18 protein-coding genes are annotated in these 24,019 nt (G+C 43.3%); 6 read left to right on the top strand and 12 right to left on the bottom strand.

Going from position 1 to position 24,019, the window contains the following annotated elements; genetic code table 11:
* Positions 1 to 8: 8 nt before the first annotated feature.
* Positions 9 to 1,067, bottom strand: coding sequence for a class I fructose-bisphosphate aldolase (locus tag K9J17_07165; protein ID MCF8276497.1), 1,059 nt, complete (start codon positions 1,065 to 1,067; stop codon positions 9 to 11).
* Positions 1,068 to 1,303: 236 nt separating this feature from the next.
* On the bottom strand, positions 1,304 to 3,706 hold the full coding sequence (locus K9J17_07170; GenBank protein ID MCF8276498.1) for a BamA/TamA family outer membrane protein: 2,403 nt from the start codon (positions 3,704 to 3,706) through the stop codon (positions 1,304 to 1,306).
* 22 nt (positions 3,707 to 3,728) lie between these two features.
* Between K9J17_07170 and K9J17_07175 the strand changes: the two genes are divergently transcribed.
* Together K9J17_07175 and ruvC are read left to right on the top strand one after the other, a co-directional pair.
* The gene (locus tag K9J17_07175; protein MCF8276499.1) at positions 3,729 to 4,529 is read left to right on the top strand and encodes an RNA methyltransferase; all 801 of its coding nucleotides are present in this window, start codon (positions 3,729 to 3,731) and stop codon (positions 4,527 to 4,529) included.
* The gene (gene ruvC, locus K9J17_07180; protein MCF8276500.1) at positions 4,526 to 5,080 is read left to right on the top strand and encodes a crossover junction endodeoxyribonuclease RuvC; all 555 of its coding nucleotides are present in this window, start codon (positions 4,526 to 4,528) and stop codon (positions 5,078 to 5,080) included. The genes K9J17_07175 and ruvC overlap by 4 nt, the downstream gene beginning before the upstream one ends.
* Before the next feature lies 1 nt (position 5,081).
* Here ruvC and K9J17_07185 read toward each other — a convergent pair whose 3' ends face one another.
* The 7 genes from K9J17_07185 to K9J17_07215 form a co-directional block, all read right to left on the bottom strand.
* Positions 5,082 to 5,477, bottom strand: coding sequence for an HIT family protein (locus K9J17_07185; protein MCF8276501.1), 396 nt, complete (start codon positions 5,475 to 5,477; stop codon positions 5,082 to 5,084).
* Complete coding sequence (gene greA / locus K9J17_07190; GenBank protein MCF8276502.1) at positions 5,477 to 5,944, bottom strand: transcription elongation factor GreA; 468 nt, start codon at positions 5,942 to 5,944, stop codon at positions 5,477 to 5,479. Before greA ends, K9J17_07185 begins: the two co-directional genes overlap by 1 nt.
* A gap of 81 nt (positions 5,945 to 6,025) precedes the next feature.
* On the bottom strand, positions 6,026 to 7,111 hold the full coding sequence (locus tag K9J17_07195; protein ID MCF8276503.1) for a PorV/PorQ family protein: 1,086 nt from the start codon (positions 7,109 to 7,111) through the stop codon (positions 6,026 to 6,028).
* A 36-nt stretch (positions 7,112 to 7,147) separates the two neighbouring features.
* Complete coding sequence (locus K9J17_07200; protein ID MCF8276504.1) at positions 7,148 to 11,203, bottom strand: T9SS type A sorting domain-containing protein; 4,056 nt, start codon at positions 11,201 to 11,203, stop codon at positions 7,148 to 7,150.
* Between the two features lie 24 nt (positions 11,204 to 11,227).
* On the bottom strand, positions 11,228 to 14,956 hold the full coding sequence (locus K9J17_07205) for a carboxypeptidase regulatory-like domain-containing protein (protein ID MCF8276505.1): 3,729 nt from the start codon (positions 14,954 to 14,956) through the stop codon (positions 11,228 to 11,230).
* Positions 14,957 to 15,063: 107 nt separating this feature from the next.
* The gene (locus K9J17_07210) at positions 15,064 to 15,534 is read right to left on the bottom strand and encodes a hypothetical protein (GenBank protein ID MCF8276506.1); all 471 of its coding nucleotides are present in this window, start codon (positions 15,532 to 15,534) and stop codon (positions 15,064 to 15,066) included.
* Position 15,535: 1 nt separating this feature from the next.
* Positions 15,536 to 15,808, bottom strand: a complete 273-nt coding sequence (locus K9J17_07215; protein MCF8276507.1) for a hypothetical protein — start codon at positions 15,806 to 15,808, stop codon at positions 15,536 to 15,538.
* Between the two features lie 171 nt (positions 15,809 to 15,979).
* Between K9J17_07215 and K9J17_07220 the strand changes: the two genes are divergently transcribed.
* Positions 15,980 to 16,411, top strand: a complete 432-nt coding sequence (locus K9J17_07220) for a hypothetical protein (GenBank protein ID MCF8276508.1) — start codon at positions 15,980 to 15,982, stop codon at positions 16,409 to 16,411.
* On the top strand, positions 16,412 to 17,377 hold the full coding sequence (rfaD, locus tag K9J17_07225) for an ADP-glyceromanno-heptose 6-epimerase (protein ID MCF8276509.1): 966 nt from the start codon (positions 16,412 to 16,414) through the stop codon (positions 17,375 to 17,377).
* A gap of 70 nt (positions 17,378 to 17,447) precedes the next feature.
* On the opposite strand, the gene K9J17_07230 is transcribed toward rfaD, so the two are convergent.
* Positions 17,448 to 17,936, bottom strand: a complete 489-nt coding sequence (locus K9J17_07230; GenBank protein MCF8276510.1) for a T9SS type A sorting domain-containing protein — start codon at positions 17,934 to 17,936, stop codon at positions 17,448 to 17,450.
* 471 nt (positions 17,937 to 18,407) lie between these two features.
* On the opposite strand from K9J17_07230, the gene K9J17_07235 reads away from it, so the two are divergent.
* Positions 18,408 to 19,961, top strand: coding sequence for a hypothetical protein (locus K9J17_07235; GenBank protein ID MCF8276511.1), 1,554 nt, complete (start codon positions 18,408 to 18,410; stop codon positions 19,959 to 19,961).
* Here K9J17_07235 and K9J17_07240 read toward each other — a convergent pair whose 3' ends face one another.
* Positions 19,962 to 20,297, bottom strand: a complete 336-nt coding sequence (locus K9J17_07240; protein MCF8276512.1) for a MerR family transcriptional regulator — start codon at positions 20,295 to 20,297, stop codon at positions 19,962 to 19,964.
* A 4-nt stretch (positions 20,298 to 20,301) separates the two neighbouring features.
* A complete protein-coding gene (locus tag K9J17_07245; GenBank protein ID MCF8276513.1) occupies positions 20,302 to 21,273 on the bottom strand; it encodes a M23 family metallopeptidase in 972 nt (323 codons plus the stop codon).
* Positions 21,274 to 21,400: 127 nt separating this feature from the next.
* On the opposite strand from K9J17_07245, the gene alaS reads away from it, so the two are divergent.
* Positions 21,401 to 24,013: an alanine--tRNA ligase gene (gene alaS / locus K9J17_07250; GenBank protein MCF8276514.1), complete on the top strand. Its 2,613-nt coding sequence runs from the start codon at positions 21,401 to 21,403 to the stop codon at positions 24,011 to 24,013.
* Positions 24,014 to 24,019: the final 6 nt, after the last annotated feature.

The raw sequence follows: 24,019 nt of genomic DNA on the forward strand, positions 1-24,019 counted from the left end.
ATTCCTAACTAGGCGATAGTGACCTTGTCTTCCAGATATACATCTTGGATGGCGTTCAACAACTCGATGCCTTGTGCCATCGGTTTTTGGAACGCTTTTCTACCTGAAATAAGTCCGTGACCACCAGCGCGCTTATTGATAACCGCTGTTTCCACTGCTTCTGCAAGGTCGGTTGCACCAGATGATGCGCCACCAGAATTGATAAGGCCGATTTTTCCCATATAGCAGTTAGCTGCTTGATAACGGCATAGATCGATCGGATTGTCAGTTGATAGTTCAGAATAAACCTTCGGATGTGTTTTTCCGAAACCAATAGCGTTAAAACCTCCGTTGTTCTCCGGTAGTTTCTGCTTGATGATATCAGCCTGAATGGTAACTCCAATATGATTGGCCTGACCAGTAAGATCTGCAGCTGTATGGTAATCTACTCCATCTTTCTTGAATCCAGGATTTCTGAGGTAGCACCAAAGCACGGTTGCCATTCCCAGCTCATGAGCACGCTCAAATGCTTTGGCTACTTCAACGATTTGACGACCGCTTTCTTCTGAACCGAAATAGATGGTTGCTCCGACAGCCTTCGCTCCCATGTTCCAAGCGCTTTCTACAGTACCGAACATGATTTGATCGAAGGTATTGGGATACGTCATCAACTCATTATGATTGATCTTCACGATGAAAGGGATCTGGTGTGCGTACTTTCTAGAACATGCAGCAAGAACTCCGTATGTAGATGCCACCGCATTGCAACCTCCTTCTATTGCCAACTTCACAATATTCTCTGGATCAAAATAGATAGGGTTTGGCGCAAAACTAGCTCCAGCAGAATGTTCGATTCCTTGATCGACCGGAAGAATGGAAACATATCCAGTTCCTCCCAATCGGCCATGACCGTAAATGGATTGCATGCTTCCCAACACTTGATTGTTTCGGTTGGTATCTGAAAATACGCGTCCAACAAAATCTCCTCCAGGAAGGGTAAGCGATTCTTTAGGAATAGCGGTGCTTTTGTGGTTCAGCAGTAAATCTGCATTCTTTCCAAGTAATTCTGCGATCTTATCGTAAGCCATTTTGCATTTTTTAAGCGTGCAAAGCTAAAAAATTCTGAAACGGTTTTTTCTCCGCGAACTGTGCTCAAAAATTGACAGCTCGTAGACCAGCTAGATATCGGAAAGCTTCGTAATGCAGTTGTGGCCTGATGATGCTTCGCGTTAAGGATGGTAGCGGCATCCCCCGATTTTTCATCGGGGATATAGCGGACAGCCTGACCCCGATCTTTTATCGGGGGAACGCCCAAATGATTTGTCTAGAACGGATAACCGATTCCGAGATTGAGGTTGACATCGGACCATTTGAAATACTTGATGGCCCAGCGGTCGTCTTCGGGCCGACCTGGATCGTGGAATGGCGTGGCAGCATCTACACGGATGATGAAAAAGCTAAAATCGAGTCGGATTCCGACCCCTGCACCAAGGGCGAATTCCTTGTAGAAGTTCTTAAAGGTGAAAAGCCCGCCCGGTCTGTCTTTGTCGTTTTTGACGAGCCAAACGTTGCCAGCATCGGCAAATAATGCGCCCTTGAACCAGCGATAGATATCAAAACGATATTCGAGATTGAATTCGATTTTCATGTCTCCGAACTGATCGAGAAGGTTGAGCGAATCTGGCAACGAACCCGGACCCAAGGAGCGCGCAGACCACGCTCTGATACCGTTGGCTCCTCCTCCAAAAAAACTGGCCTCGAAAGGAAGCGCACCTAAATTGAGCAGCGGATAACCGAAACCCTGATTGAGACGCACCACCAACTGACTGAAATTGGTGACCTGCCAATACCTTCGGAAATCGACCTCGTACTTTAAATACTGCGAAAATGGAATATTGAGAATACGGTAACTGTTATTGGTGTCTTTTTTGGCTCCAACCATGGCCATAACGCCTCGCAGAATGTTTCCTGAGCTTTCTATCCTAGCCTTGAAATAGCTGAAGTTTCCTTTCTTATTGAGCCGCTGATTGGAGAAGATGTAGGTATAATTGGTGGTTGTGGTTAAGTGAGATGCAAATGTGTTGGACAGCAATTTATCTCGAAGGCTACTTATCCGCACGAGGAATGAATCTGACTCGTTGTAGATGTTCACGAAATTGACCTCGATGGGATTGAGAAAGTGCTGCGCATTCTGGCTTTGCAACCATTGGTACCCAAACTTGGCATTGAAAATAGACCGCGTATAATCGGGTCTTTGCTGATAGTTGTATCCTAATGTGATCGTGGATTTTGGGTCGCCATACCTTATTACACGGAACGGCTTGAAAGGGACAAGCAATTTTGGAAAGCTGAGACTCAACTCCGGATTGATCTCAACAGTATTGAAAGGCAATACCTTATTGATGTTGTTGTCTTGAATGTTGCTTGCCACCACTTGAGACTCGAGACCTCCTGTAAACTTGAATTGAAGTATCTCTGCACCTCTGAACAGGTTTTTGTTCCTATAAGTGAACGAACCAGAAATACCCAGATTCCCCTCTGTATTTGTACCCTGCAATTCCACCGCATAAGATTGTCGTAATCCTGGTGTGAGGTTAATATGACAGTCTAAGACGTATTGTCCATCATCTTCAATGTCTTCTGTGTAAGAGATGTTGATGAACTTGTAGGCTCGCAGGCTCGAAAGATATCGGTAAGTGAGTTCACCCCGTTTTACCCGATAGATATCGCCCGATTTGAAGAAGACCTTATCGATCAGCATTTCTGGACGATACTTGAACTGCCCTTTGTAGATGAAATGAACTCCGTTGTAAACGAGCGTATCGTAATCCATCGTCCGGACCAATTTCGGGTCGTAATCTGTGTGCAGATAAATATTTCGAATGGTGTATATCTGATGCCCCACAGTCTTCACCAATGAGGTGTCTTTGATCTCGGGGTCCGTGATGAAAAGTTTCAGATCAACCTGATTAGATCCTAAATTGGAATCTATTTCAAAGCGCACATAATCATCCGTAAATGCGTAATAGCCGTTGCTTTTCAGAATCCGCTCAATCCGATCACGTTCTGCCTGAAACTTATCGACATCGTAGTCCATTCCGTCTTTCAATATCCGGTCTCTACCACGTGCTGGTTTGGTCAACCGTTCCAATCGATGATCGTTGATTGCATAGCTCACTTTCCGCACCGAGTATGGCTCTCCACTTACGATTGTGTATTGAACTTTTGCTTTTTTCTTCTTCTCATTCAGACGAACGGTGTCTGAAACCGCAGCATGAAAATGTCCTTTCCCTCGCAGGTATATTTCCAGTTGCTCAGAAGATTTATGAGTCATCAGCGCATCATATAAGACTGGCTCTTCCCCAATATCAGCAAGCCATTCCCAAAATGACCTTCTTCGTTCTTTTAATGTTTTGCCTTTTGCCTTCCTTCGGATGTTTCTCTGCTTGTTTTTCTCTTCTAGAACAAGAGCTCGTTCTTCCAATTTCTCCTGATTCACAAGGTTGTTTACCTGGAGATGGAACCGATAAAAGCCAAAAATCCTCCTATTCGGCTTCTGCCTAATAAAAGCTTCAAGATCTCCTTTAGACACCTTTTTACTATCGTTCTGAATCGCGTTTTTGGTCAGCAAATACTGTCCATCAGAAAGTTTGCGCGTAGGCGAACAGGACACCGCTAAAACGGAAAAGGCCAGTAAGAAATACCGTGCAGCGTTTTTGATGATCAATATTATTTTGAATTTCTGACCTTTGGCAAAGTTAGAACAGCTTTTCAACCCTTCACAAACATTACACCAACCATTGAATCTCTCTGCATCCGACATGAAGCGTATTCGTGCTTTGCAGCAGAAAAAATTCAGAAAGGAAACAGGTCTTTTTGTGGTTGAAGGTGTGAAAACCGTTCAGGAACTCGTTCATTCAGGCATTGAAATCGAGAGTATTTACAGCACAGAATCATTTGATTTCTTAAATGGATTAGCTCCAGAATCAGTGTTTCTGATTAAGGAAAATGAACTTGCTCGTATTTCAGGCCTATCCACACCGAATCGGATATTAGCTGTTGCTAAAATCCCAAAACAACCGTCCATTGACTGGAACTGTTCGTTGATAATTGTTCTCGATGGCATTAATGACCCAGGCAACTTGGGCACGATCATCCGCAGTGCAAAATGGTTTGGGGTAAACACAATTGTTTGTTCTGAAGATTGTGTTGATGCATTCGACCGAAAAGTGGTTCAGAGCACAATGGGCGCTCTCTTCCATGTGAACGTTCAATACAAAAGCCTTATTCCTTTCATTGAAGATTGTAAACGGAACGGATTTGTGGTGATTGGAGCTGCGATGAATGGTGAATCCATGTACCACCTTTCAAGGCCAGTAAAAACAGCGTTGGTCATCGGAAGTGAATCTCATGGAATAAGTGAATCTGTACTTAAATGTTGTGATCAGTTACTGACGATTCCAAATAATGAATCGCAGCAAAGAGTTGAATCGTTGAACGCTGGCGTGGCCACGTCCATTATACTATCTGAACTCACACGCCCAATATGACCACTGACAAAGTAATATTGGGAATCGACCCTGGCACGGTGATAATGGGTTACGGACTCATTCACATTCAGGGAAAGGAAATGAAGGTGCTGACGATGGGTGTGATCAAATTGGATAAGATGAAAGATCATCCAACTCGATTGAAGAAAATCTTTGACCGAACAGTGGAGATCATAAGAGAATATCATCCAGATGAAATGTCGATTGAAGCTCCGTTTTTTGGAAAGAATGTTCAATCCATGCTTAAACTAGGACGCGCGCAAGGAGTAGCCATTGCAGCAGCCCTTTCGCAGAATATTCCAATTGCTGAGTATTCGCCTCGAAAAATCAAGCAGTCTGTAACAGGCAATGGAAATGCAAGTAAAGAGCAAGTAAGCAGTATGCTCGAAACGCTTTTGAATACTAAACTGGATGGAATCACCTTAGATGCGACCGATGGATTGGCGGCAGCCGTTTGTCACCATTTCAACAGCTCCGGAAGATCGTCTAGCTCAAAAGCATATTCAGGGTGGGCTTCCTTTTTAAAGGAAAATCCAGACAGAAAGGCTTGAGCTAAGCTAGCTTGGAAGCAATCTTGCGGGCCAAAGCAGCAAGTTCATCTGGTGTCAAATCCAACTTTGGCTGCATGAAATTCATATCACTCAAACTATTGATAGGAATGAGATGCACATGAGCATGCGGTACTTCAAGACCAATTACCGTAACACCTATGCGTTTGCAGTCAACGACTTGTTCAATGGCTGCACTAACCTTCTTTGCAAAAAGCATCAGATCTGCATAAACTGCATCGTTCAGGTCAAAAATATAATCCACTTCCAACTTAGGAACAACCAAAGTATGCCCTTGTGCAAGTGGATTGATATCTAGGAAAGCAATGCAGGTTTCAGACTCGGCAACCTTATAGCAAGGAATTTCTCCGCTGATGATCCGTGTGAAAATGCTTGGCATTATCTACCTATTTCAACCACTTCAAACATCACGGTGCCGTTTGGCACTTGTATTTCAGCAATATCGCCCAACTTCTTTCCTAAAAGACCTTTTCCGATAGGCGACTCCACCGAAATCTTCTTTGCCTTCAGATCCGCTTCAGTTTCAGGAACCAAAGTATATTCCACAACCATTCCGTTGCCTTGATTCTTCAATTTCACCCTACTCAAGATCAAGACTTTATCCGTGTCCAGTTTCGATTCGTCAATAACAACAGCATCACTGAGCGTTGCCTCCATCTTTGAGATCTTCAATTCTAAGAGCCCTTGAGCTTCCTTGGCAGCATCATACTCCGCGTTCTCAGAAAGATCTCCCTTGTCTCTTGCTTCAGCTATCTGCGCTGAAATGGAAGGACGCTCAACCCGTTTCAAATGATCCAACTCTTTTTTAAGCTTATTTAAACCTTCCTGTGTTAAATATGTACTCATGGTACGTGATGTTTAGTAGTGTATAAAACAAAAGAATCCCGAATGAATCGGGACTCTTTGAACGAAGATATGATTTTTTACTTAGAGCGCCAGTCGGATGCCAATAGCATGTACACCAGAAAATGGATTGGTGGCACGGAACGAATAATCGATGCCCAATTTGGTTTTCTTATCCGCTCCTTTCTTTCCAAGACCAACCTCTACAGTTGCTCCAGCAGTTGGACCTGCCAAAGCAGACGTTGCAATATCATTTCCGCCTTTTCCGAACAACAATTGGTATCCTCCACGAAGCATGAACATCTCTTTGAATGAATACTCAACACCAAAGTTGAATTGGTCTTTCGAAAAACTATTTGAAGCGAAATTTCCCGCGGCAGTTATGCGATTCATTAACTTGTTATCTCTCCAATGATAAGTAACACCAATGTTAAGAGAAGACGGCATTTCGTATTTAGCTGAACGATATTCAAGCGTCAAGCTATTATCACTTCCAGGAACAGTTCCTCGCACAGAAAGACCATCGCCTTTATACTTCATTGGCGGTCCGACATTCTTAAGTGAGATACCAAATTGCAGGTTGTCCTTATTCTTTTCCTTGTCTCGGTTACCCAATCGTGTGGTATAGGAAATACCTGCATCGAAAGCGACTCCAGATGCGTGAAGGTTAGAAATACTCTGATTGATCACTCTTACTGTAATACCACCGTTGATGCTATTCGAAAAGTTCTTCGCATACGAGATACCGATGTTCAAATAGTTTGGAGAGAATGTTCCAATACCCCCGTCAGGAAGATCTGATGTGGTAATGTCGATATCTCCAAAATTCATATTCATGATTCCAACCCCGATAACACCTGCTTCTCCGATCTTTTGAGAAAGACCAAATGAATTGATCATCACCCCAGAGCCGACAAGCCACTGCGTATTGCTAAAAAGAATTTCCGTCTTCGTAGTGAATGCCAAACCAGCAACGTTCAAATACTGTGCTTCCAGGCCTCTAGCTGAGGCGGTATTGGCACTTGCGAACCCAGAACTACGGGCCCATGGATTGATCAGTAATTCGGTAGCACCAGCCTGACCAGCTCTATCTGAATTACCTCCGTGCGTATTAGCAACGGTCAATCCGCTGATCATCGCCACTAAACCTATCTTTAAAACTCTTCTCATATTTCCTTTATTCAATAGAATCAATCAGATTTAATCTTAGAACGAATTCAAGTCAAGCTGACGAACAGTTCCGAACCATTTGATGACCTTCTCTCCGATGCCAGGTGCATCCACATGAATCAGATAAACACCACTTGCAACTGGGATTCTCATGTGGTTATTCAAGTCCCAATCCAACGAAGTAATTGGGGAATCTTTCTTGAATTGACGCACAAGGATTCCATTCACACTATAGATGCTGACAGTACACGTCTGTGGTAAATTAATGATCTTAACCACATTGTCCAACTGAGTATCCTCATACCCAGAATGAGCATAGTACGGATTTGGAACCGCTCTGATCAGATCAAGCGCGTTTTCAGCCGTTGGGTTATCACCTCGCACTGTAGCAAAATCTCCTGTAGAGAAGGTGTACATCGGCAAATTATCATTCTCTGGCTGACCAGCTGCCCATCCTGGAGCGTAGCTCTGACGATATGGTTTGGTCACTCTTAAGTTGATGTTCACCACATTTTCAAGAAGATTTGAATTCGGTGCAAGCAATGGCACCCCTACCCACATAGCATCTTTGAAAATGCGTCTCTTCGAAGTAGTTGATGGATCAAAATTGTTCTCAGACAATTTGCTATAAATGAATGCTCCTTGATCGTATGCTGGAACATCATCATTAGGGCTGTCTCCATTGTGTCCAAAGACATAGATGTAGTGTCCACCACCGAAAATCGGATTCACAAACGGAGTTGCAAGGTCTGGATCGAAATTCCCATCAAACACTTCAGTGGTAGGATTCCAGATCATATCTGCACCATTGCTTTGTTGTAACCAAGAATTCTCTCCGAATGCCATGTTCAATCTTTCTCCAGTTTCCACATTTATTGCAAAACCAGGGAACCATCCCATTCCTGTGGTGCCTGAACCATCAGGCTTGCCGTCTTTTCCAACAGAAGGACTCATGCGAAGGTTAAACCTTTGAGCATCTCCAATTCTTGGAACGTAATCATCCCCGATTTCCAACACAGGACAACGAGTCCATTTGTCTTGATCGGCAGTAATCTCAATGTCAACACTAGCAAGTTCTGACAGCTTTACCAACGCTTTGAACTTATCCCAAGAAGGCGACATAACGCTATCTCGATGGCTGGCCAATTTATATGGAGCCCACGTTCCATTCAAAACAGTTTCATATACCTGTTCATCATCACCCACATAATCACTATTGGCAGGTACATTTTGATCGACAAGTGTTCCCGAACGAATCCAGTTTAAAGGAGATGTTCCATCCACATCTGGAATACCGGTCAACCAGAATTTCGAACCAGAGTATGAGATTCTACCATCAATAAATCCGTTTCCGCTTGCCTCATCTCCTGGGTCGATTGTTTGCTCCACGAAAACAGATAATCCCCATTCCGGAATCAATTGCTCATTCCCATTAGATAATCCCAACGACTTGGAAGACCAAACAGTATTATCTGTGAACGCTTGAACATCTGGACAACCATCACCAATACACTGTAGCGACCAATAAGCATCTGAAAGGTCATTTACATCAGTACTATCGTGCATTTTAAACACAAAATCAGCATTTGGAAGGTTCTTCGGGTTAATCACCTTAATGTCTACTGGTCCTTGACCGTATTCATACGTAATGGTATCGATACGACCCGTTGAACTAGCTAGGATATCTCGGATACTTTGACGCACCAAAGAAAGATCTCGCCCTCCATTTCCTTGACCTTCAATCCTTTTTAATCTTGGGCCATCACCATAAGCTGCAGCAAGAACAGTTCCTTCTTGTTCAGGCTCAGTTTTGTGCGGTATCCCGATGACTGGAACAATTGCTCCTCCAAAAGCATTCTTACGTCCTGCCAAGTATGGGTTCTTCTGACCATCCAATTGAAGTGGGTCATTCTGATCGTAAGGCTTGTAGTTGTTGTACGAGTAGGCAACTGCCATGTAGTAGTACTTCTTGTGATTTACTAAAGCTCTATCTGTTGTGGCAAATTGATCCTGAGTTATTTTAAAGGAGTGCTGTAAACCATCATTTGCACCATTCACCATTTCCACAGGAATACTAGCATTCAATTCGTCTGAGAATGTAAAGTTTATGAGTTGCGATATTGATGCACCAGTGGTAGAATCAGTGTTCTCGATGTCGCACTGTGCAACCAAACGAGCAACATCAGGATTAGTCAACTCAGACGAAGAAACACTTGAATTCTTCAATTGGAATATCTGATAACCTTCGAATCGAAAAACGTTTCTGCCGTCTCCACTGAATGCTGGCGGAATAAACGGATCAATCTGAGCATAATCTTCGTTCGCGTTATTGGAAGAAGAAGGATTCGAAAGAGTCAAAATAAGCTCCTTGTCCAACTCAACAATACCTAGTTCTGGGGCATCTGGACCATCAATTAGGACAAAGCAGTTGTCAAATAACGACTGTGCCTTATCGTCAACTACTCTCACTTTTTCAACTGATTCAAAAGGGTCTGTAGAATTACTCGCTCGAGCCCAAACCACCCCCACAGTGATATCATTTACTGCACCTGGTTCCAATGTAAAAGGACCTGCTGACTGCATAAACCTTCTATCAAACGGAACGTTGTTTGAGGTTTGCTCAGTCCAAATAGGTTGTGGTGTTCCTCCAGTTCCCCAACCACAAGGGTCAGAATCTCCAGGGAACATATATCCAGATAACGTTCCCACATCGCAACCACCACTTGGGTGACCGTTTTGTCCATAACACATTGGCGAACCATCTTTCCAAATACCACGCATATAGTTGTAATAATCAGCACCTGTTCGCGGATCCTGTGTGGCTTGATTTCCTTGACCTGAATTATTGTGGTAAACAAATCGTCTCATACCAAAACGCTCATTGTCAACTCGACCATCTCCATACCCTACCCCAATGCCACCGTAGACGATTCCTCCTTCACTTATTGCTTGAGCAACCTCACAGTTTGTGTAAAGCGGGTTGTCCATTCCATCGTTATCTTGATAAGGACCTTGGAAAAAGTCAACTCCAACTGCAGGGGGATTTGCTCCATATTGCTGAGGTCCGCCAGTTCCATCAATGGCAAAACCATTGTAGCAGTATCCAAGTCCTCTTCTAACATCACATCCGACATAGTCGTCTTGTGAATATCCAAGGTCCGGATCTACCCACTGCGCGAAATAAGTATTTGTAAGCGTAAACGAACCACGATTAATAAGCTCATAATTGTAAAAGGTCATGTCATTAATCTCATCGTTGGTTGAGAACGCAAAGGCCTGCCCACGAATTTCCATACCGATTGGATTTGCTCCTGTTTCGGTGTGAATATTTCCTTTATCATTGAAAACCCACCACAAAGTTTCATCACCGAAAAGCTTTACTTCTCGTTCTAAAAGACAGTTGAACTCAGTAGGATTAAGATCGTAGTAAGGGTAATCTCCACCATCCTCTGGATTGTAGTTTCCACTTCCATCAGCATCGTAATACGGTGCAAGATTATAATCCTGCCCCATGGATATGTCTCCGTGTGCAGGCCAATTCAGAATGGAGGCTGGAATGGAATATCCCGCATATTCTGTAGCCTCATCACAATCTGGATCATTAGTGCACAAGTACCAAGCTACAAACTCATCTACTTCGGTGCGGGTAATCTGGAAAAACCGATCATATTCCGAACAAGTAGCGGGGTCAATTTCAGCCGTAGTGGTATTTAATGGTCCAGGCCAAAAGTCATATCCAGTTTGACGAAATTGAATGGCCGCTACCTTAAGTTGATTATTAACGTCAACTCCTCCCATCCAAAGCGATCCTCTATAGAGCGCATGAACACCACCATCTTTTGGAACTTCATAAGCGGCAATATTGGTGGATAAATTCCCCCACATATCGCCTCCCGAATGAACCAACGTCCGAACATTGTTCAAATCGAGCTGTATAGACGTGCTTGGAGGCGCACAGTCGGCAGCAAGATCTTTTGGGCCTGCTGTTTTGTTGCTCGAATTTTCGAGTCCTTTAGTTTTCTCAGCGAAGGACAAATCGGAAATTCCGATAAGTACTGCTGCAATTGTGAATAATCTAACTTGTTTTAACATGACCTTAATTTTTTTCTATTCCAATCAGAAGTTTAACATTAGCCCCACTCTAAATCTCCTTGGACGGGAGTAGTTGAATGGATTGTTTACTGCCACTGCGTACAGGTCACGGAATGATTGTTCGTCAGTTTGGGATTGTATAGAGGTTTGGAATTCAGCTGCAGCCAAATATCCATCATCATCTGGATTTCCTGTTTTACGATAAACGCTCAGGATATTTTGGGTATTCAAGAGGTTTTGAAGATCGAGGTAGATATTGAGCATAGACGTCTTAGCCGGCTTTCCATCCTTTGGCTTGTTCCACTTGATCATTACGTCTTTGTCAATTCTCATATCAATCCTAAACTGCCATGGTTTGTTCGAACCATTAATGGATCCATCCAGGAACGAAGCTGTGCCTCCCAATGCTGTTGGAGTGGTGTTTCTTTGTCTCGTGTAAGGATTACCAGAACCAGCACGAATTATGGCATTCACCCCAAAGCTTTGCAACCAGTTGATTGTTTTTCCTCCTTTGGTGACCGTCTTAGGGCCGTTGTAATTATTACCTACTCCGAATCGATAATCAGCAGAAACGACAATATTGTGTCGCTGATCAAAATCCAAAGGCTGAATAACACGAAGATTTGGAAACCCTGAATTGACCAAGTTTACTCCAGTTTCGACACTAGAACCTGTTCCATCCGCGAATTGAAGGGTATAAGCCACACGAAGTTGCAAATTCTTGGTCCTTCTCATGTCATAAGAAACTGTTAATCCTTTTACCGTTCCAAAATCGATATTACCGAAAGTGGTATAAGTTCTTGGATATGCTTCAGCAACTCTAATCGTGGCAATCTGATTCCTCATTTCACGATAGAATCCGTTGAACTCAATCGCAGATCGTTTTCCGATGGTTTGCTTGAAACCGATTGCATATTCTATAGTTGTAGTAGGCTTCAAATCAGGATTGTTGACACGGTCGGTTCTATTGTTCAAGTACAAATAGTCTATGAGATCCAAACGGTTTCCGCTCAATGGTCGCTGGGTTAAAACATCATAGTTTGCGTAAAAGAGTGCATTATCTGATATCGGGAACGAAAATGAAATCCTTGGCATCACATTCACTTGTGGAACGTAATCCTTAAAAGCCGATGAAGAGATGACATTTTGGTCTGGATTCACCAAATAGGGCGCTATTCCATTTCCAGTTGCTAGTATAGAAGGGTCAGTTATTTCTGTTCCTTGAGCATTATACCAAACAGTTCCTTCACGATATCCAACAATTGCAGTAGGACTTGCAACATCGTTAACGTAGACAACTGCAGAATTACTGATGTTTCCAGGATGAGTGATTTCCTCTCCCCCTAAATTCGTCACATCTCCAGCAGTATAAGCCTCATACAGCAAGAACGGATCCTTTAGCACTTTTTGATTAGCATCATATCGGTCTACACGAACACCAACACGGAAGATAAGATCCTTGAAGGTAAACTCATCTTGAATGTAACCTGCCATGTATATAGGCTGAAACGCTCCGATCTTACGAGTGAGGTTTCCGTATGAATCTCTTTCAGTAAAAAAATCATCAAACGTAGGCTTGCTTTTGAGCTTCTTACCAGTATGGTCGAAACCATAATACTGAACAAGATTATTTCCGTTGTTCAATAGTTCATCTGCGCTAAACCAACTAACATCAAAGAAATCAGGATTATAAGAGTCAATGTCAATCCAATCTGTCCCTGTAGGATCAAGGCCAAGCGCCTCGCGGATGTTGTAGTCGATGTAGTATTGGCCTTCCCCGTGGATAGGATATTCATTATCAGCGGTATACAACTGATTGTAAGAAATCGTGTCAGTGTAATTTCCGTTTGAATCGAAATGAACAATCGGATTATCAGTATCCTGTTGTGAAAGGTGACTGTTCGCATACTGGCGAGTCAAAGTCCATAGTGAATATGGTGAATAGCCCACGTATGCATCACTTCGTTGCTCATACTCAAAACCTAATTGGATAGAGTGGTTTCCAATATCAAAAGAACCAGTAGCCATTACCCGAAATTGAGTTTGATCCAATTTACTGTAGCTGTTATACTGAGTTCCAGTGTTATCCCAAATCCCGTAAACAGATCTTGGAGAATCACCATTACGAAGAGCTCCACGGTCTTGCGATATCTGGGTCAAGTTCTCGTATTTTTCAGTTGGGTCAGGGTTTTGGTCATAAAACTGAGTCGTGTATGCAGAAAGGTACGGGTTAATGTCTGAGGATTCGAAACTCACCAACGTGTCACGGTCAGGTCCTTGAATAAAACCAGGCAATCCGGTAACACCATCAATACCAAAACCATAGGTTTTCTCTCGGTAAGTTGTGAATTTCCCTACATATCCATAACGGAACAATTCGTCCTTATGCTCATTATCCTGCGTGTTCTGTTGAAAGCTGGAATAATCAGCTTGGATACTATAGAACGCGTTACCGATTCCACTCTTTTTAGGCGTTTCGCCTTCTGCTGGAGCTTTTGGAGTGAACCGCTGCGTGAAACGCCCATACACCCTCCATGTCTTATTGATGATCTCTCCGTTATTGTCATAATTAAAGAGTGAACCTTCATAGTCATAGTTTCGCGCATCGTTGAAATCGATCGAACCACCAACCTTAAGAGTTACATCTGCCGGAAGATAGAAATCGAGGTTTCCAGAGGCCACAACACCACGGCTACGAACGTTCTTACGTTGAGCTGTCCATTCAAGATCGCTCTTTCTAATCAACTCTGATCTGAGAATTGAAGCACCGGATGATGACTGAACAATTGGGTTAGTCCGAAGGTCATTCAACACATCATCCTTCACGTAGTACGAACCAATTGCAGACGGACGTGGATCTTTAACATAATTAACCTCGCCAGCCAAAAAGTAACCCATGATAGGCTTTTTAGTATTTCCAGTAGGATCAGATTTATCCTTGATACTGATGAGAGGACCTGAAACGTTTCCTGCTACCAGTTGATATCCCTGAGGATCCAGAAAATACTGATTCTTACTATTTATTTTAAAACCACCAGAACTGACGACCTCTAATCCACCGTAGGTTTTACTTGAGGCGCCTTTAGTTGTAATTGAGATTACACCACCAGTAGCATCTCCATACTGAGCAGGTATACCTCCGGTGAGTACGCTCACTTGTTCGTACGCTGCCTGAGGCAAACTGGCAGAGCCTCTTACTTTCACACCATCGATGAAAGTATTGGTAGAGCCTTCTCTGGTACCACGGATACTACCTACGGCCCCATCATTATCTTGAACACCAGCTACTGTTGTTACCGCAGTTGAAGCTCCCCTACTTGGCATCTTTTCAATATCTGCTCCTGAAACAGTGGTCTTTGAGCCTCCGTCTTTTTCAATCAACGGAATGACATAAGCCACAACCTGTACTTCATCAAGTTTAACTCCAGCAGACATTTCGAACTTGACTTCAATGTTCTGCTCTGCCTTAATGATAACCCCGGTTCTTTCCTGAGCTGTAAAACCCACTACAGAAGCTTTCAAAACATAATTGTTGCCTGGTTTAATCGATTTTATCTTGTATCGACCATCAAAATCAGTGGTACTACCTGTAACCACCTGACCAGCTTGCATAACGGCAACGTTGGCAAATGGAATCGGTTCGCCCTTGTCGTCCACAACGGTTCCATACACACCACCAGTTCCGATTTGGGCTCTGGATACGCCTACTGCACTTATTATCAGTAAACTAAGAAGTAGAAGTCTTTTTGTCATACTTATTACGTTTCAATTGTGCTTCGCAAAAAGCGCGGCTAAAGTAGCAAAGATCAATTCGCGTGTCAAAATTTGTTAAACAATTGTTAAAGCCTGTTAATTCAGGTTCATTTATACGGTCTTTCTAGGATAGCATTCAACACTACGGCTTGCCTTAAATCGAATCCATTTGGCAGTATTTTATCTATCAAATTCTCTGTCTCTTCCTCAACCATTTCAGCACGTTTCACCTGCCTTTCTACCCGATGTCCTTGCATTTCTGTAACTGACATTCTGTAATCTTCCTTCAAATGTGAATGAGTAAGATCGCTATGCAGGAACTTATCTGCGTTATTTTGGCGTTCAGATTTAACTTTCAGAGGTTGTGGTTCTGGCTTTCCCGAAACCTGCTCGCGCATCATCTTTTCCAGCGACTCGAACGGATCGAGCTGACCTGTTGTAGATTCCATCTTCGGTCTTTTTCCAGAGCTTCCAGCAGGTTGTGGATTCGCACCCTTTTCCTGAGATTTTCTGTAAGCATTCCAGAAAAACCAGCCAATGGCTATCACTACGTAAACGATATTTCCTAGATCATCCATGTTATTCTTTCTTTCTCTTAACCGACCATTTTTTAGAACGTTGGTTCCTGGTTGATTTCTTCTTTGTTTGTTTCATTCGTTTCCTCGTCTCCTTATCCTGCCCTTTCCAATGCCGTTTGATGGCTTTATCTTGGGCTGCTTGAGACTCTTTTTTGAGAGCCTCCTGCTTTTTATCCGCCTCTTTTTGTGCTTTAGTTGCTGAACTTTGCGCTAAAGCCACATTGGCGATTACTGATAAGAAGAACAAAAAGATAAAATGCTTGACGTTTTTCATGGACGCTAAAAATGAATCGTGGATAACGGACCTAATGTATCTGAGCAGACAATTATCTAAACTCAATTTAAAAGGTTCTGAATTACGCAAAATACATCATCTGCAGGCATCGGACACAAACCATCGCAATAAAACCCTGACCAAACGAGTTGTATCCCCTAACTTTGAGGCATGAATTCAACACGAATTTCTCTTTTAACCACAGTTCTCGGTTGCATAGTAACGTTGAACGCTTGTACACGCGACAATCCGAGCGGAATCCCGTATGTACCTGTAAACTATCAACTTACGGTTTCCAATCCTCAATTTTCCCCGTTGCTTGCCGTTGGCGGTTGGGTCTATATCAACGGTGGTTCGAAGGGAATTATCGTTTATCGGTTTTCGCCAGAGGAATTCCGAGCTTACGATAGGCATTGCACGTTTCAGATCAATGATGGTTGTAGAGTAACGATGGACAATACTGCCATTACAGCTGTTGATAGCGAATGTTGTCACTCGAAATTTTTGATCATCGATGGTGCACCAATTGATGGACCTGCTGCTATTGGACTTCAGCAATACAACGCTCAGTTTGATGGAAATACGCTTCTCATTTTCAACTAGATGATCGTAGTTACCGGTGCAGCTGGGTTTATTGGAAGTTGCCTATTGGCAGGATTAAAGGATGCCGGATACAGCGACCTTGTTGCTGTTGATGACTTCAGCAATCCGACCAAAAACCTGAACCTCAATGGAAAAAAGCTTACGGCAACAGTTGACCGCAAAGACTTTTTCCGATGGGCTGAACAGAACCATCGATTCATCCAGTTTGTGTTTCATTTGGGTGCGAGAACAGACACCACCGAATTCGACAAGCAGATATTCCAGGAACTGAATGTCGATTACTCGAAACAAGTGTGGAAACTGTGTGCCGAATTCGGCCTTCCTTTAGTCTATGCTTCATCGGCAGCGACCTACGGTTTGGGAGAACTTGGATTTGAGGACAATCATTCCGTGATACAAAACCTCAAACCCTTAAACCCTTACGGAGAATCGAAAAACGAATTCGATCGATGGGCCGTTGACCAGAGAACCAAACCATACTTCTGGTCAGGGCTGAAATTCTTCAACGTGTACGGCCCAAACGAATATCATAAAGGAAGAATGGCATCTGTCATCCTTCACGCTTTCAACCAGATCTGCAGAACTGGCGAAATGAGACTTTTCCGCTCGCACAATTCGAACTACCAAGATGGCGAGCAGCTTCGCGATTTCATTTACGTGAAAGACATTATTGCAACCTGCATCTTTCTAATGGAAAACAGAAAGCATTCTGGCATCTACAATTTGGGAACTGGCACAGCCAGAACATTTCTTGATCTTACCAAAGCCACTTTTAAGGCAATGGGTAAAACAGAATCAATCCAATTCGTAGATACTCCAGAAGATATCAGAGACAAATACCAGTACTTCACTGAAGCCAATATGTCCAAACTGCGCGCTATCGGCTTTACCAAACCTTTCTACACGTTAGAAGAAGGTGTGGCCGATTACGTAGGCAACTATTTGTTGCACGGCAATTATCTCTGATTCTGAATAAACAGGCTACTGAATATTCTTCTTATCAGTATGTCAAAGAACGAGGTGTACGCAATACTTTTTATTTCTTGATGACCCGTTGGACCTTCGTCTTGTCTCCAATATGAAGTCGAACGATGTACATTCCAGCATCAAATCCCGAAAAGTCTATTGACTGAGAGCTAATGTTGGGCTCAAATGTGCCTTGCTTAGACAATCGTCCGAGCGGATCGAATACTTCGAACGGAATCGCTTGTCTTACAGTGAATTCGAAATCGAATACAAGCAGATCTTCTACAGGATTTGGCTTGACAACGAATTCATCTCCACCACCATCTTCTGTGGGAAGCCCATCATCTCCTTTACTTCCGTCTCCGGTTCTTAGAAGTGGCGCTTGTTGCTGACTATTTAATGATTGTAGCGATTGGAACTTGGCACTCATGGCATTCTGACCATAGATATTGCCTTTGTCTATAAGTATCCAAACCATTACTAATATAACGATGGCGGATACCCTGACCAGTCTATGAACCAATTTTCCGTCTTTGGACTCTTTGTAAATGTTGTTCATGATTTCTTGTTTTAAACGGTTTAACTAATGGTACTGCTCAATCTCTAGGCTAAAGTTAGGTAGGGTGTTCCGGATCGGCAAACCACGTGATAGGCCATTCTATACATCTCAAAACACCGATATTTCCAACTAAAAAATCATATCTATTTGATTAACAATCATTTAAAACCATTTTAAAGAAGCCTTGAGATTACATTTCCAAGGCTTTTCAACAAATCATCCAATTATTACACATCAAAGCTCCAAACTGGCAATCGACATTTGATTAATTACATGTCTAAGCAATGGTTTTGATGCATTACCTTAAAAGTAACGAAATGAACCCGTAGATGAAAACACTTTTACATACTGTATTCAGTTCAATCAAAGCAACGAAGGCAAGGAGGTCGGATAACGGCTTGGATGGGACTTTCGATAATTTATTACTTCTCTAAGCGATTTATTGGATACAAAACCGTTAATTTAAATTACATGTCTAAGACCTCTTCAGATAAAGTATTTCAGCTGATCAAGTCGCTGAGCAAGGCCGAGAAACGGTACTTCAAGGTCTACACGTCCAAACAGGCGGGAGACAAGAACAATCATCAGGTTTTGTTCGATGCCGTGGACAAACAGGACGATTATGACGAGGCCTTGATGAAGAAAAATCTCAAAAATCCTGCGCTGGTCAAGGCACTTCCCATTGCCAAAACACGGCTATATGACGTGATTCTGAGAGCCCTCGATTCTTACCACTCTAACAGTTCCATTGACGCTCAACTCAAACGCTCGCTTCACTGCGCAGAGATACTTTACAAGAAGGGTCTTTACGAACAAAGCCAAAAGCTTTTGGACGGTGCAAAAAAATTAGCCTATACCTACGACAAACACACTTCTCTGCTCGAAATTTTCATGTGGGAGAAACTGTTGATCGAAAAAGACAACTACGAAAACATCGGAGACCAGGAGTTGGAAGCCATGATGCACGAAAACACGCGCATCACCAAGATGATTGAGGTATATAATGACTTCTGGGGCATCAAGAGCCGACTGTTCAATATCCTGAACAAGCGCGGAAAGGCCAGAACAGAGGAAGGTCTGACCAAGTTGAAGTCAATCATTGATGATACACTCCTTAACCGGGATGCAGAGCACATCTTCCATCAATCGGAATACCTCTACAATCATATATACAGCGCCTACTATTTTGGGGTGGGCGATTACGCCAACTCATTCAAGTATCTGAAGGCGAATGTAGATCACATTGAGGCCAATCTTGAGAAATTCCAAGAGGAGCCGAACATCTATTTCTCCATTCTGACCAATATCGTGTATGTGGCCAGTCAGATGAAGGATTTCAAAGCGGTATTCTTCTATCTGAAGAAGCTGCGGGAGTTGCCTGAGACCATGGAGATCAAGAACAACGAAGATCTGGAGATCAAGCTTTTCTCCAGTGCCAACAGTATTGAGCTTACCATCTATTTCCTCACCGGTGAGTTTGAAAAAGGACTAGAGATCATCCCACAGATTGAAACTGGGCTGATGCTCTACGAGAACCAACTGAACAGCGTACGGAAAGCCTTCTTCTATTTCAACATTGCCATAATCTACTTTGGAGCTAAGAAGTACAACGATGCGCTGAAATGGACCAACCGCCTGCTGAACGACATCGACATCTCGAAGAGTTTGGACATCTACTGCTTCGGTCAATTACTGAACCTACTCATACACATTGAACTGAACAACAAGAACCTCCTCCCCTATGCGCTCCGTTCTACGCAGCGTTATTTGAGTACACGTAACCGCTACTTCAAGTTTGAGACCTCGTTCTTAGATCTTATTGGCAAGTTGCTGAAATCGCCCGATCAGATATCTGAAAATGAGCAATATGAAGTGTTCTTAGAGAAGATGCGTGAATTGAAGGACGACCAACTCGAAAGCAGTGCTTTCGAATATTTTGATTTCATCTCTTGGGCAGAAGCCAAAACTTCTGGACGGGAATTCGGTGTGGTGGTGAGGGAAAAGGCTACGATGCCGCAGGTGTAATCAAAGATTATCCCGCAACTCCACCAGAAACCCGCGTATCTCCTTCAAGCGTTCCACGATTTCTTCGTTGGGAGTGGAGTCGGACTTATTCTCGCGCAGTTTCTTCTTGGCGCCATCAAGGGTAAAACCGCGCTCCTTGACCAAGTGAAAGATGATCTTCAGATTATCAACATCCTTTTGGGTGAACAATCGATTGCCTTTGGCATTCTTCTTCGGTTTCAGAATATCAAATTCCTTCTCCCAAAAACGAACCAACGATGCATTTACATCGAACATTTTCGCTACTTCTCCGATAGAGTAATACAGCTTGGTTATTGGTTTTTCCTTGTAAGCCATAACATCAATCAAAAGATTGGTTGGACTGAGACGAAAGCTCAAGTACCTTTTCGTATTCCTCTGGAGAAAGATCATTGAAGAAGAAATTCATTGGATTGATCTTCTCTCCATTTTTAATCACTTCGTAATGACAATGCGGAGCAGTACTTGTTCCCGTGCTTCCAACGTAGCCGATCACATCGCCACGTTTTACTTTATCTCCTTTTTTCACCTTGAACTTGCTCATGTGAGCATACAACGTTTCATAGCCGAATCCATGGTCAATAACCACATGGTTTCCGTAGCCGCGACCTTTGACGATCACGTCTTCAACCACGCCATCACCAGTTGCATAGATTTCAGTTCCACGAGGTGCCGTAAAATCAATTCCCGTATGAAAATGACGCACTTTGTATATCGGATGGATTCGAAAATTGAATCCAGACGCTACTCGGGTCAGTTTATCATTTGAAATAGGTTGAATGGCCGGAATGCTCGCCAACATGGCTTCTTTATTCTTTGCCAACGCAATTACCTCATCAAACGACCGTGATTGAACCACCAACTTTTTGGTCAATTCATCCAAACGTTTTGTTGTTCCGATCACAATTTCAGAATTGGTCAATTGCTCCAAGTCTCTATATCGGTTTACTCCACCAAAGCCAGCATCTCGAACGGAATTCGGAATTGGTTCTGCCTCAAAGATCACACGATAAATATCATCGTCTTTTTCCTGCAATTCAGCCAACACTTGATCAACCCGAGCCATTCGGTTTCCGAGCAGTTTATATTGCAATTCCAGCTGCGCGATCTCGCGTTTCAGCTGCTTCTCCTTCGGGCTGTCAAAAAAGGTGGTAAACAGAACAATCACGATTACTGCAAAAACAGAAGCCGCAGCCAAATAGCCGAATACGCGAACCATGATCTGCTTGGTTCCGATCTCGACCTTTCTATAGGTAAGTGTACGTTTATCAAACTGGAATTTGACCTTAGACATTCCTCTTCTAATCCTTAATTTTGGCGGCCTTCAAACAAAGACTGAGGTGCGAATTTAACAAAATTGCTCAACGAGCTATTTTACAAGAACTTAAGGTAACTAACCTGACCAACAGATCAAACCGAACATGACCAGTAAGGACATCCGCCAGAAATTCCTCGATTTCTTCCAAGAAAAGCAGCATCGTATTGTGCCATCGGCACCGATGGTGGTAAAAGATGACCCAACGTTGATGTTCACCAACGCGGGCATGAACCAGTTCAAGGATATTTTCCTAGGAAACCGTCCTGCTAAAGATGTGCGTATTGCCGACACTCAAAAATGCTTACGCGTTTCGGGAAAGCACAATGACCTTGAGGAAGTTGGTGTTGACACTTACCATCACACCATGTTCGAAATGTTGGGCAACTGGAGTTTTGGCGACTATTTCAAAGTTGAAGCGATTGAATGGGCTTGGGAACTTTTGGTTGATGTTTATGGATTAGATCCAGAACGACTTTACGCAACCGTTTTTGAAGGTGATGAAGCCGACAAATTGGAAGCAGATACTGAAGCCGAAAACCTATGGAAAAAATTCCTTCCAGCCGATAGAATTCTGCGTGCCAACAAGAAGGATAATTTCTGGGAAATGGGCGATCAAGGGCCCTGCGGTCCGTGTTCTGAAATCCATGTTGACCTTCGTTCTGAGGCAGAACGTATCGCGAAGCCTGGCAGAGAACTCGTAAATAATGACCATCCGCAGGTTGTGGAAATCTGGAATCTGGTCTTCATTCAATTCAACCGAAAAGCTGATGGTTCGTTAGAGAATCTTCCTGCAAAACATGTTGACACAGGAATGGGTTTCGAACGACTTTGCATGGCTTTGCAAGGCAAGACATCCAATTACGATACGGACGTTTTCGGACCAATGATCTCTAAGATATCAGAACTCAGTGGTGTTAAATACAGTGCTTCAGATAGTCAAACTGACATTGCGATTCGAGTAATTGCCGACCATATTAGAGCGGTTTCATTCGCCATTTCAGACGGACAGATCCCTAGCAATTCCGGAGCTGGTTATGTGATCAAACGCATTCTGAGAAGAGCGATCAGATATGGTTATAGTTTCCTTGGCTTCAAAGAAGGATTCATTTACAAGTTGGTGCCAACATTGGCAGACCAAATGGGCGATGCTTTTCCAGAACTGAAAAAACAGCAGGAACTGATCACACGCGTTATTCAGGAAGAAGAAGCTTCTTTCTTGCGTACGCTCGAAAAGGGAATTGAGCGTTTCAACAACTATGTTGATTCACTTCACAGCAAAACCATCGATGGTGGATTCGCTTTTGAGCTATACGACACGTTCGGATTTCCGATTGACCTGACAGAATTGATGGCCCGCGAAAAAGGCCTTCATGTTGACATTCAAGGTTTCAACGAAGGACTAAACCAGCAGAAGGAACGTTCGCGTGCAGCCACCGTGACCGAAAGCTCAGATTGGACCGTTCTACGCCAAGATGACCGCGAAGAATTTGTCGGTTACGACCTTCTGGAAACGGACATTTTCATTACCCGCTACCGAAAAGTTTCTACCAAAGGCAAAGAGTTCTACCAACTCGTATTCAATATCACGCCTTTTTATGCCGAGAGTGGCGGACAGGTTGGCGATACTGGGTTTATCGAAGCTGGAGGAGAAAAAACCTACATCATCGACACCAAAAAGGAGAACGATCTGATTGTCCATTTCGCGGAGAAAATCCCAACAGACCCAAAAGCCACTTTCCGTGCAGTTGTAAATGCGGAGAAGCGAAAAGCCACGGCATTGAATCATTCAGCCACTCACCTACTTCATGCAGTGCTACGAGAAGTTCTCGGTACGCATGTGGAGCAAAAAGGCTCGTTGGTGAATTCTGATTATCTGCGTTTCGACTTTTCGCATTTCAGCAAAGTTTCTGATGAAGAATTGGTTGAAATTGAAACCAAGGTGAACGCGAAGATCCGTGAGAACATCGTTCTAGATGAGCAACGAAATGTCCCCATCAACAACGCCAAGGAAATGGGCGCGATGGCGCTTTTCGGAGAAAAGTATGGCGACCTTGTTCGGGTAATTACGTTTGACAGGAATTTTTCGGTTGAGCTTTGCGGTGGAATTCACGTGAATGCAACAGGAGACATTGGTCTGTTGAAAATCACTTCAGAAGGCTCCGTTGCTGCGGGAATCAGGAGGATTGAAGCCGTAACCGGCACCTCGGCCTTCAATGAGCTCAACTCGGCTTATTCTCAAGTAAACGAACTGAAAGGACTGCTGAAGACCAAAGATCCGTTGAAAATCGTGTTGCAATTGCAAACGCAGATCAAAGAATTGGAGCGAAAAATTGAAAGTCTAAATGCTCAGGCTGCGTCTGGAATAAAGGATGAATTAATTGCAAAAGCTGCTGATAAAGGTGGTTATAGATTGATTGCGGAGCGCATCTCAATGGACGATGCGAATGCCATCAAAAATCTCTGCTTCGATCTTAAAAAGGAAAGCGGATTGGTTGCACTTCTTGGAGTCATTTCCAATGGAAAACCTGGATTGCACTTGGTGATTTCTCAAGACCTAGTCGATACAAAAGGATGGAAAGCAGGGGAAATGATCAGACCATTGGCCGCAAATATCAATGGCGGTGGCGGTGGTCAACCAACGTATTCTTCTGCTGGTGGAACAGATTCGAATGGGATTGAAAAAGCGTTGAGCTCAATAAGCACTTTCCTGGTTTAAATCGCA

The organism is Flavobacteriales bacterium (assembly GCA_021739695.1).
Taxonomy (GTDB): Bacteria; Bacteroidota; Bacteroidia; order UBA10329; family UBA10329; genus UBA10329.

What these genes read in the sequence shown, in the direction of transcription:
- K9J17_07165 (MCF8276497.1), bottom strand. Translation starts at nt 1,067, where the DNA reads ATGGCTTACGATAAGATCGCAGAATTACTTGGAAAGAATGCAGATTTA.
- ruvC (MCF8276500.1), top strand. Translation starts at nt 4,526, where the DNA reads ATGACCACTGACAAAGTAATATTGGGAATCGACCCTGGCACGGTGATA.
- K9J17_07185 (MCF8276501.1), bottom strand. Translation starts at nt 5,477, where the DNA reads ATGCCAAGCATTTTCACACGGATCATCAGCGGAGAAATTCCTTGCTAT.
- greA (MCF8276502.1), bottom strand. Translation starts at nt 5,944, where the DNA reads ATGAGTACATATTTAACACAGGAAGGTTTAAATAAGCTTAAAAAAGAG.
- K9J17_07195 (MCF8276503.1), bottom strand. Translation starts at nt 7,111, where the DNA reads ATGAGAAGAGTTTTAAAGATAGGTTTAGTGGCGATGATCAGCGGATTG.
- K9J17_07200 (MCF8276504.1), bottom strand. Translation starts at nt 11,203, where the DNA reads ATGTTAAAACAAGTTAGATTATTCACAATTGCAGCAGTACTTATCGGA.
- K9J17_07205 (MCF8276505.1), bottom strand. Translation starts at nt 14,956, where the DNA reads ATGACAAAAAGACTTCTACTTCTTAGTTTACTGATAATAAGTGCAGTA.
- K9J17_07210 (MCF8276506.1), bottom strand. Translation starts at nt 15,534, where the DNA reads ATGGATGATCTAGGAAATATCGTTTACGTAGTGATAGCCATTGGCTGG.
- K9J17_07215 (MCF8276507.1), bottom strand. Translation starts at nt 15,808, where the DNA reads ATGAAAAACGTCAAGCATTTTATCTTTTTGTTCTTCTTATCAGTAATC.
- K9J17_07220 (MCF8276508.1), top strand. Translation starts at nt 15,980, where the DNA reads ATGAATTCAACACGAATTTCTCTTTTAACCACAGTTCTCGGTTGCATA.
- rfaD (MCF8276509.1), top strand. Translation starts at nt 16,412, where the DNA reads ATGATCGTAGTTACCGGTGCAGCTGGGTTTATTGGAAGTTGCCTATTG.
- K9J17_07230 (MCF8276510.1), bottom strand. Translation starts at nt 17,936, where the DNA reads ATGAACAACATTTACAAAGAGTCCAAAGACGGAAAATTGGTTCATAGA.
- K9J17_07235 (MCF8276511.1), top strand. Translation starts at nt 18,408, where the DNA reads ATGTCTAAGACCTCTTCAGATAAAGTATTTCAGCTGATCAAGTCGCTG.
- K9J17_07240 (MCF8276512.1), bottom strand. Translation starts at nt 20,297, where the DNA reads ATGGCTTACAAGGAAAAACCAATAACCAAGCTGTATTACTCTATCGGA.
- K9J17_07245 (MCF8276513.1), bottom strand. Translation starts at nt 21,273, where the DNA reads ATGTCTAAGGTCAAATTCCAGTTTGATAAACGTACACTTACCTATAGA.
- alaS (MCF8276514.1), top strand. Translation starts at nt 21,401, where the DNA reads ATGACCAGTAAGGACATCCGCCAGAAATTCCTCGATTTCTTCCAAGAA.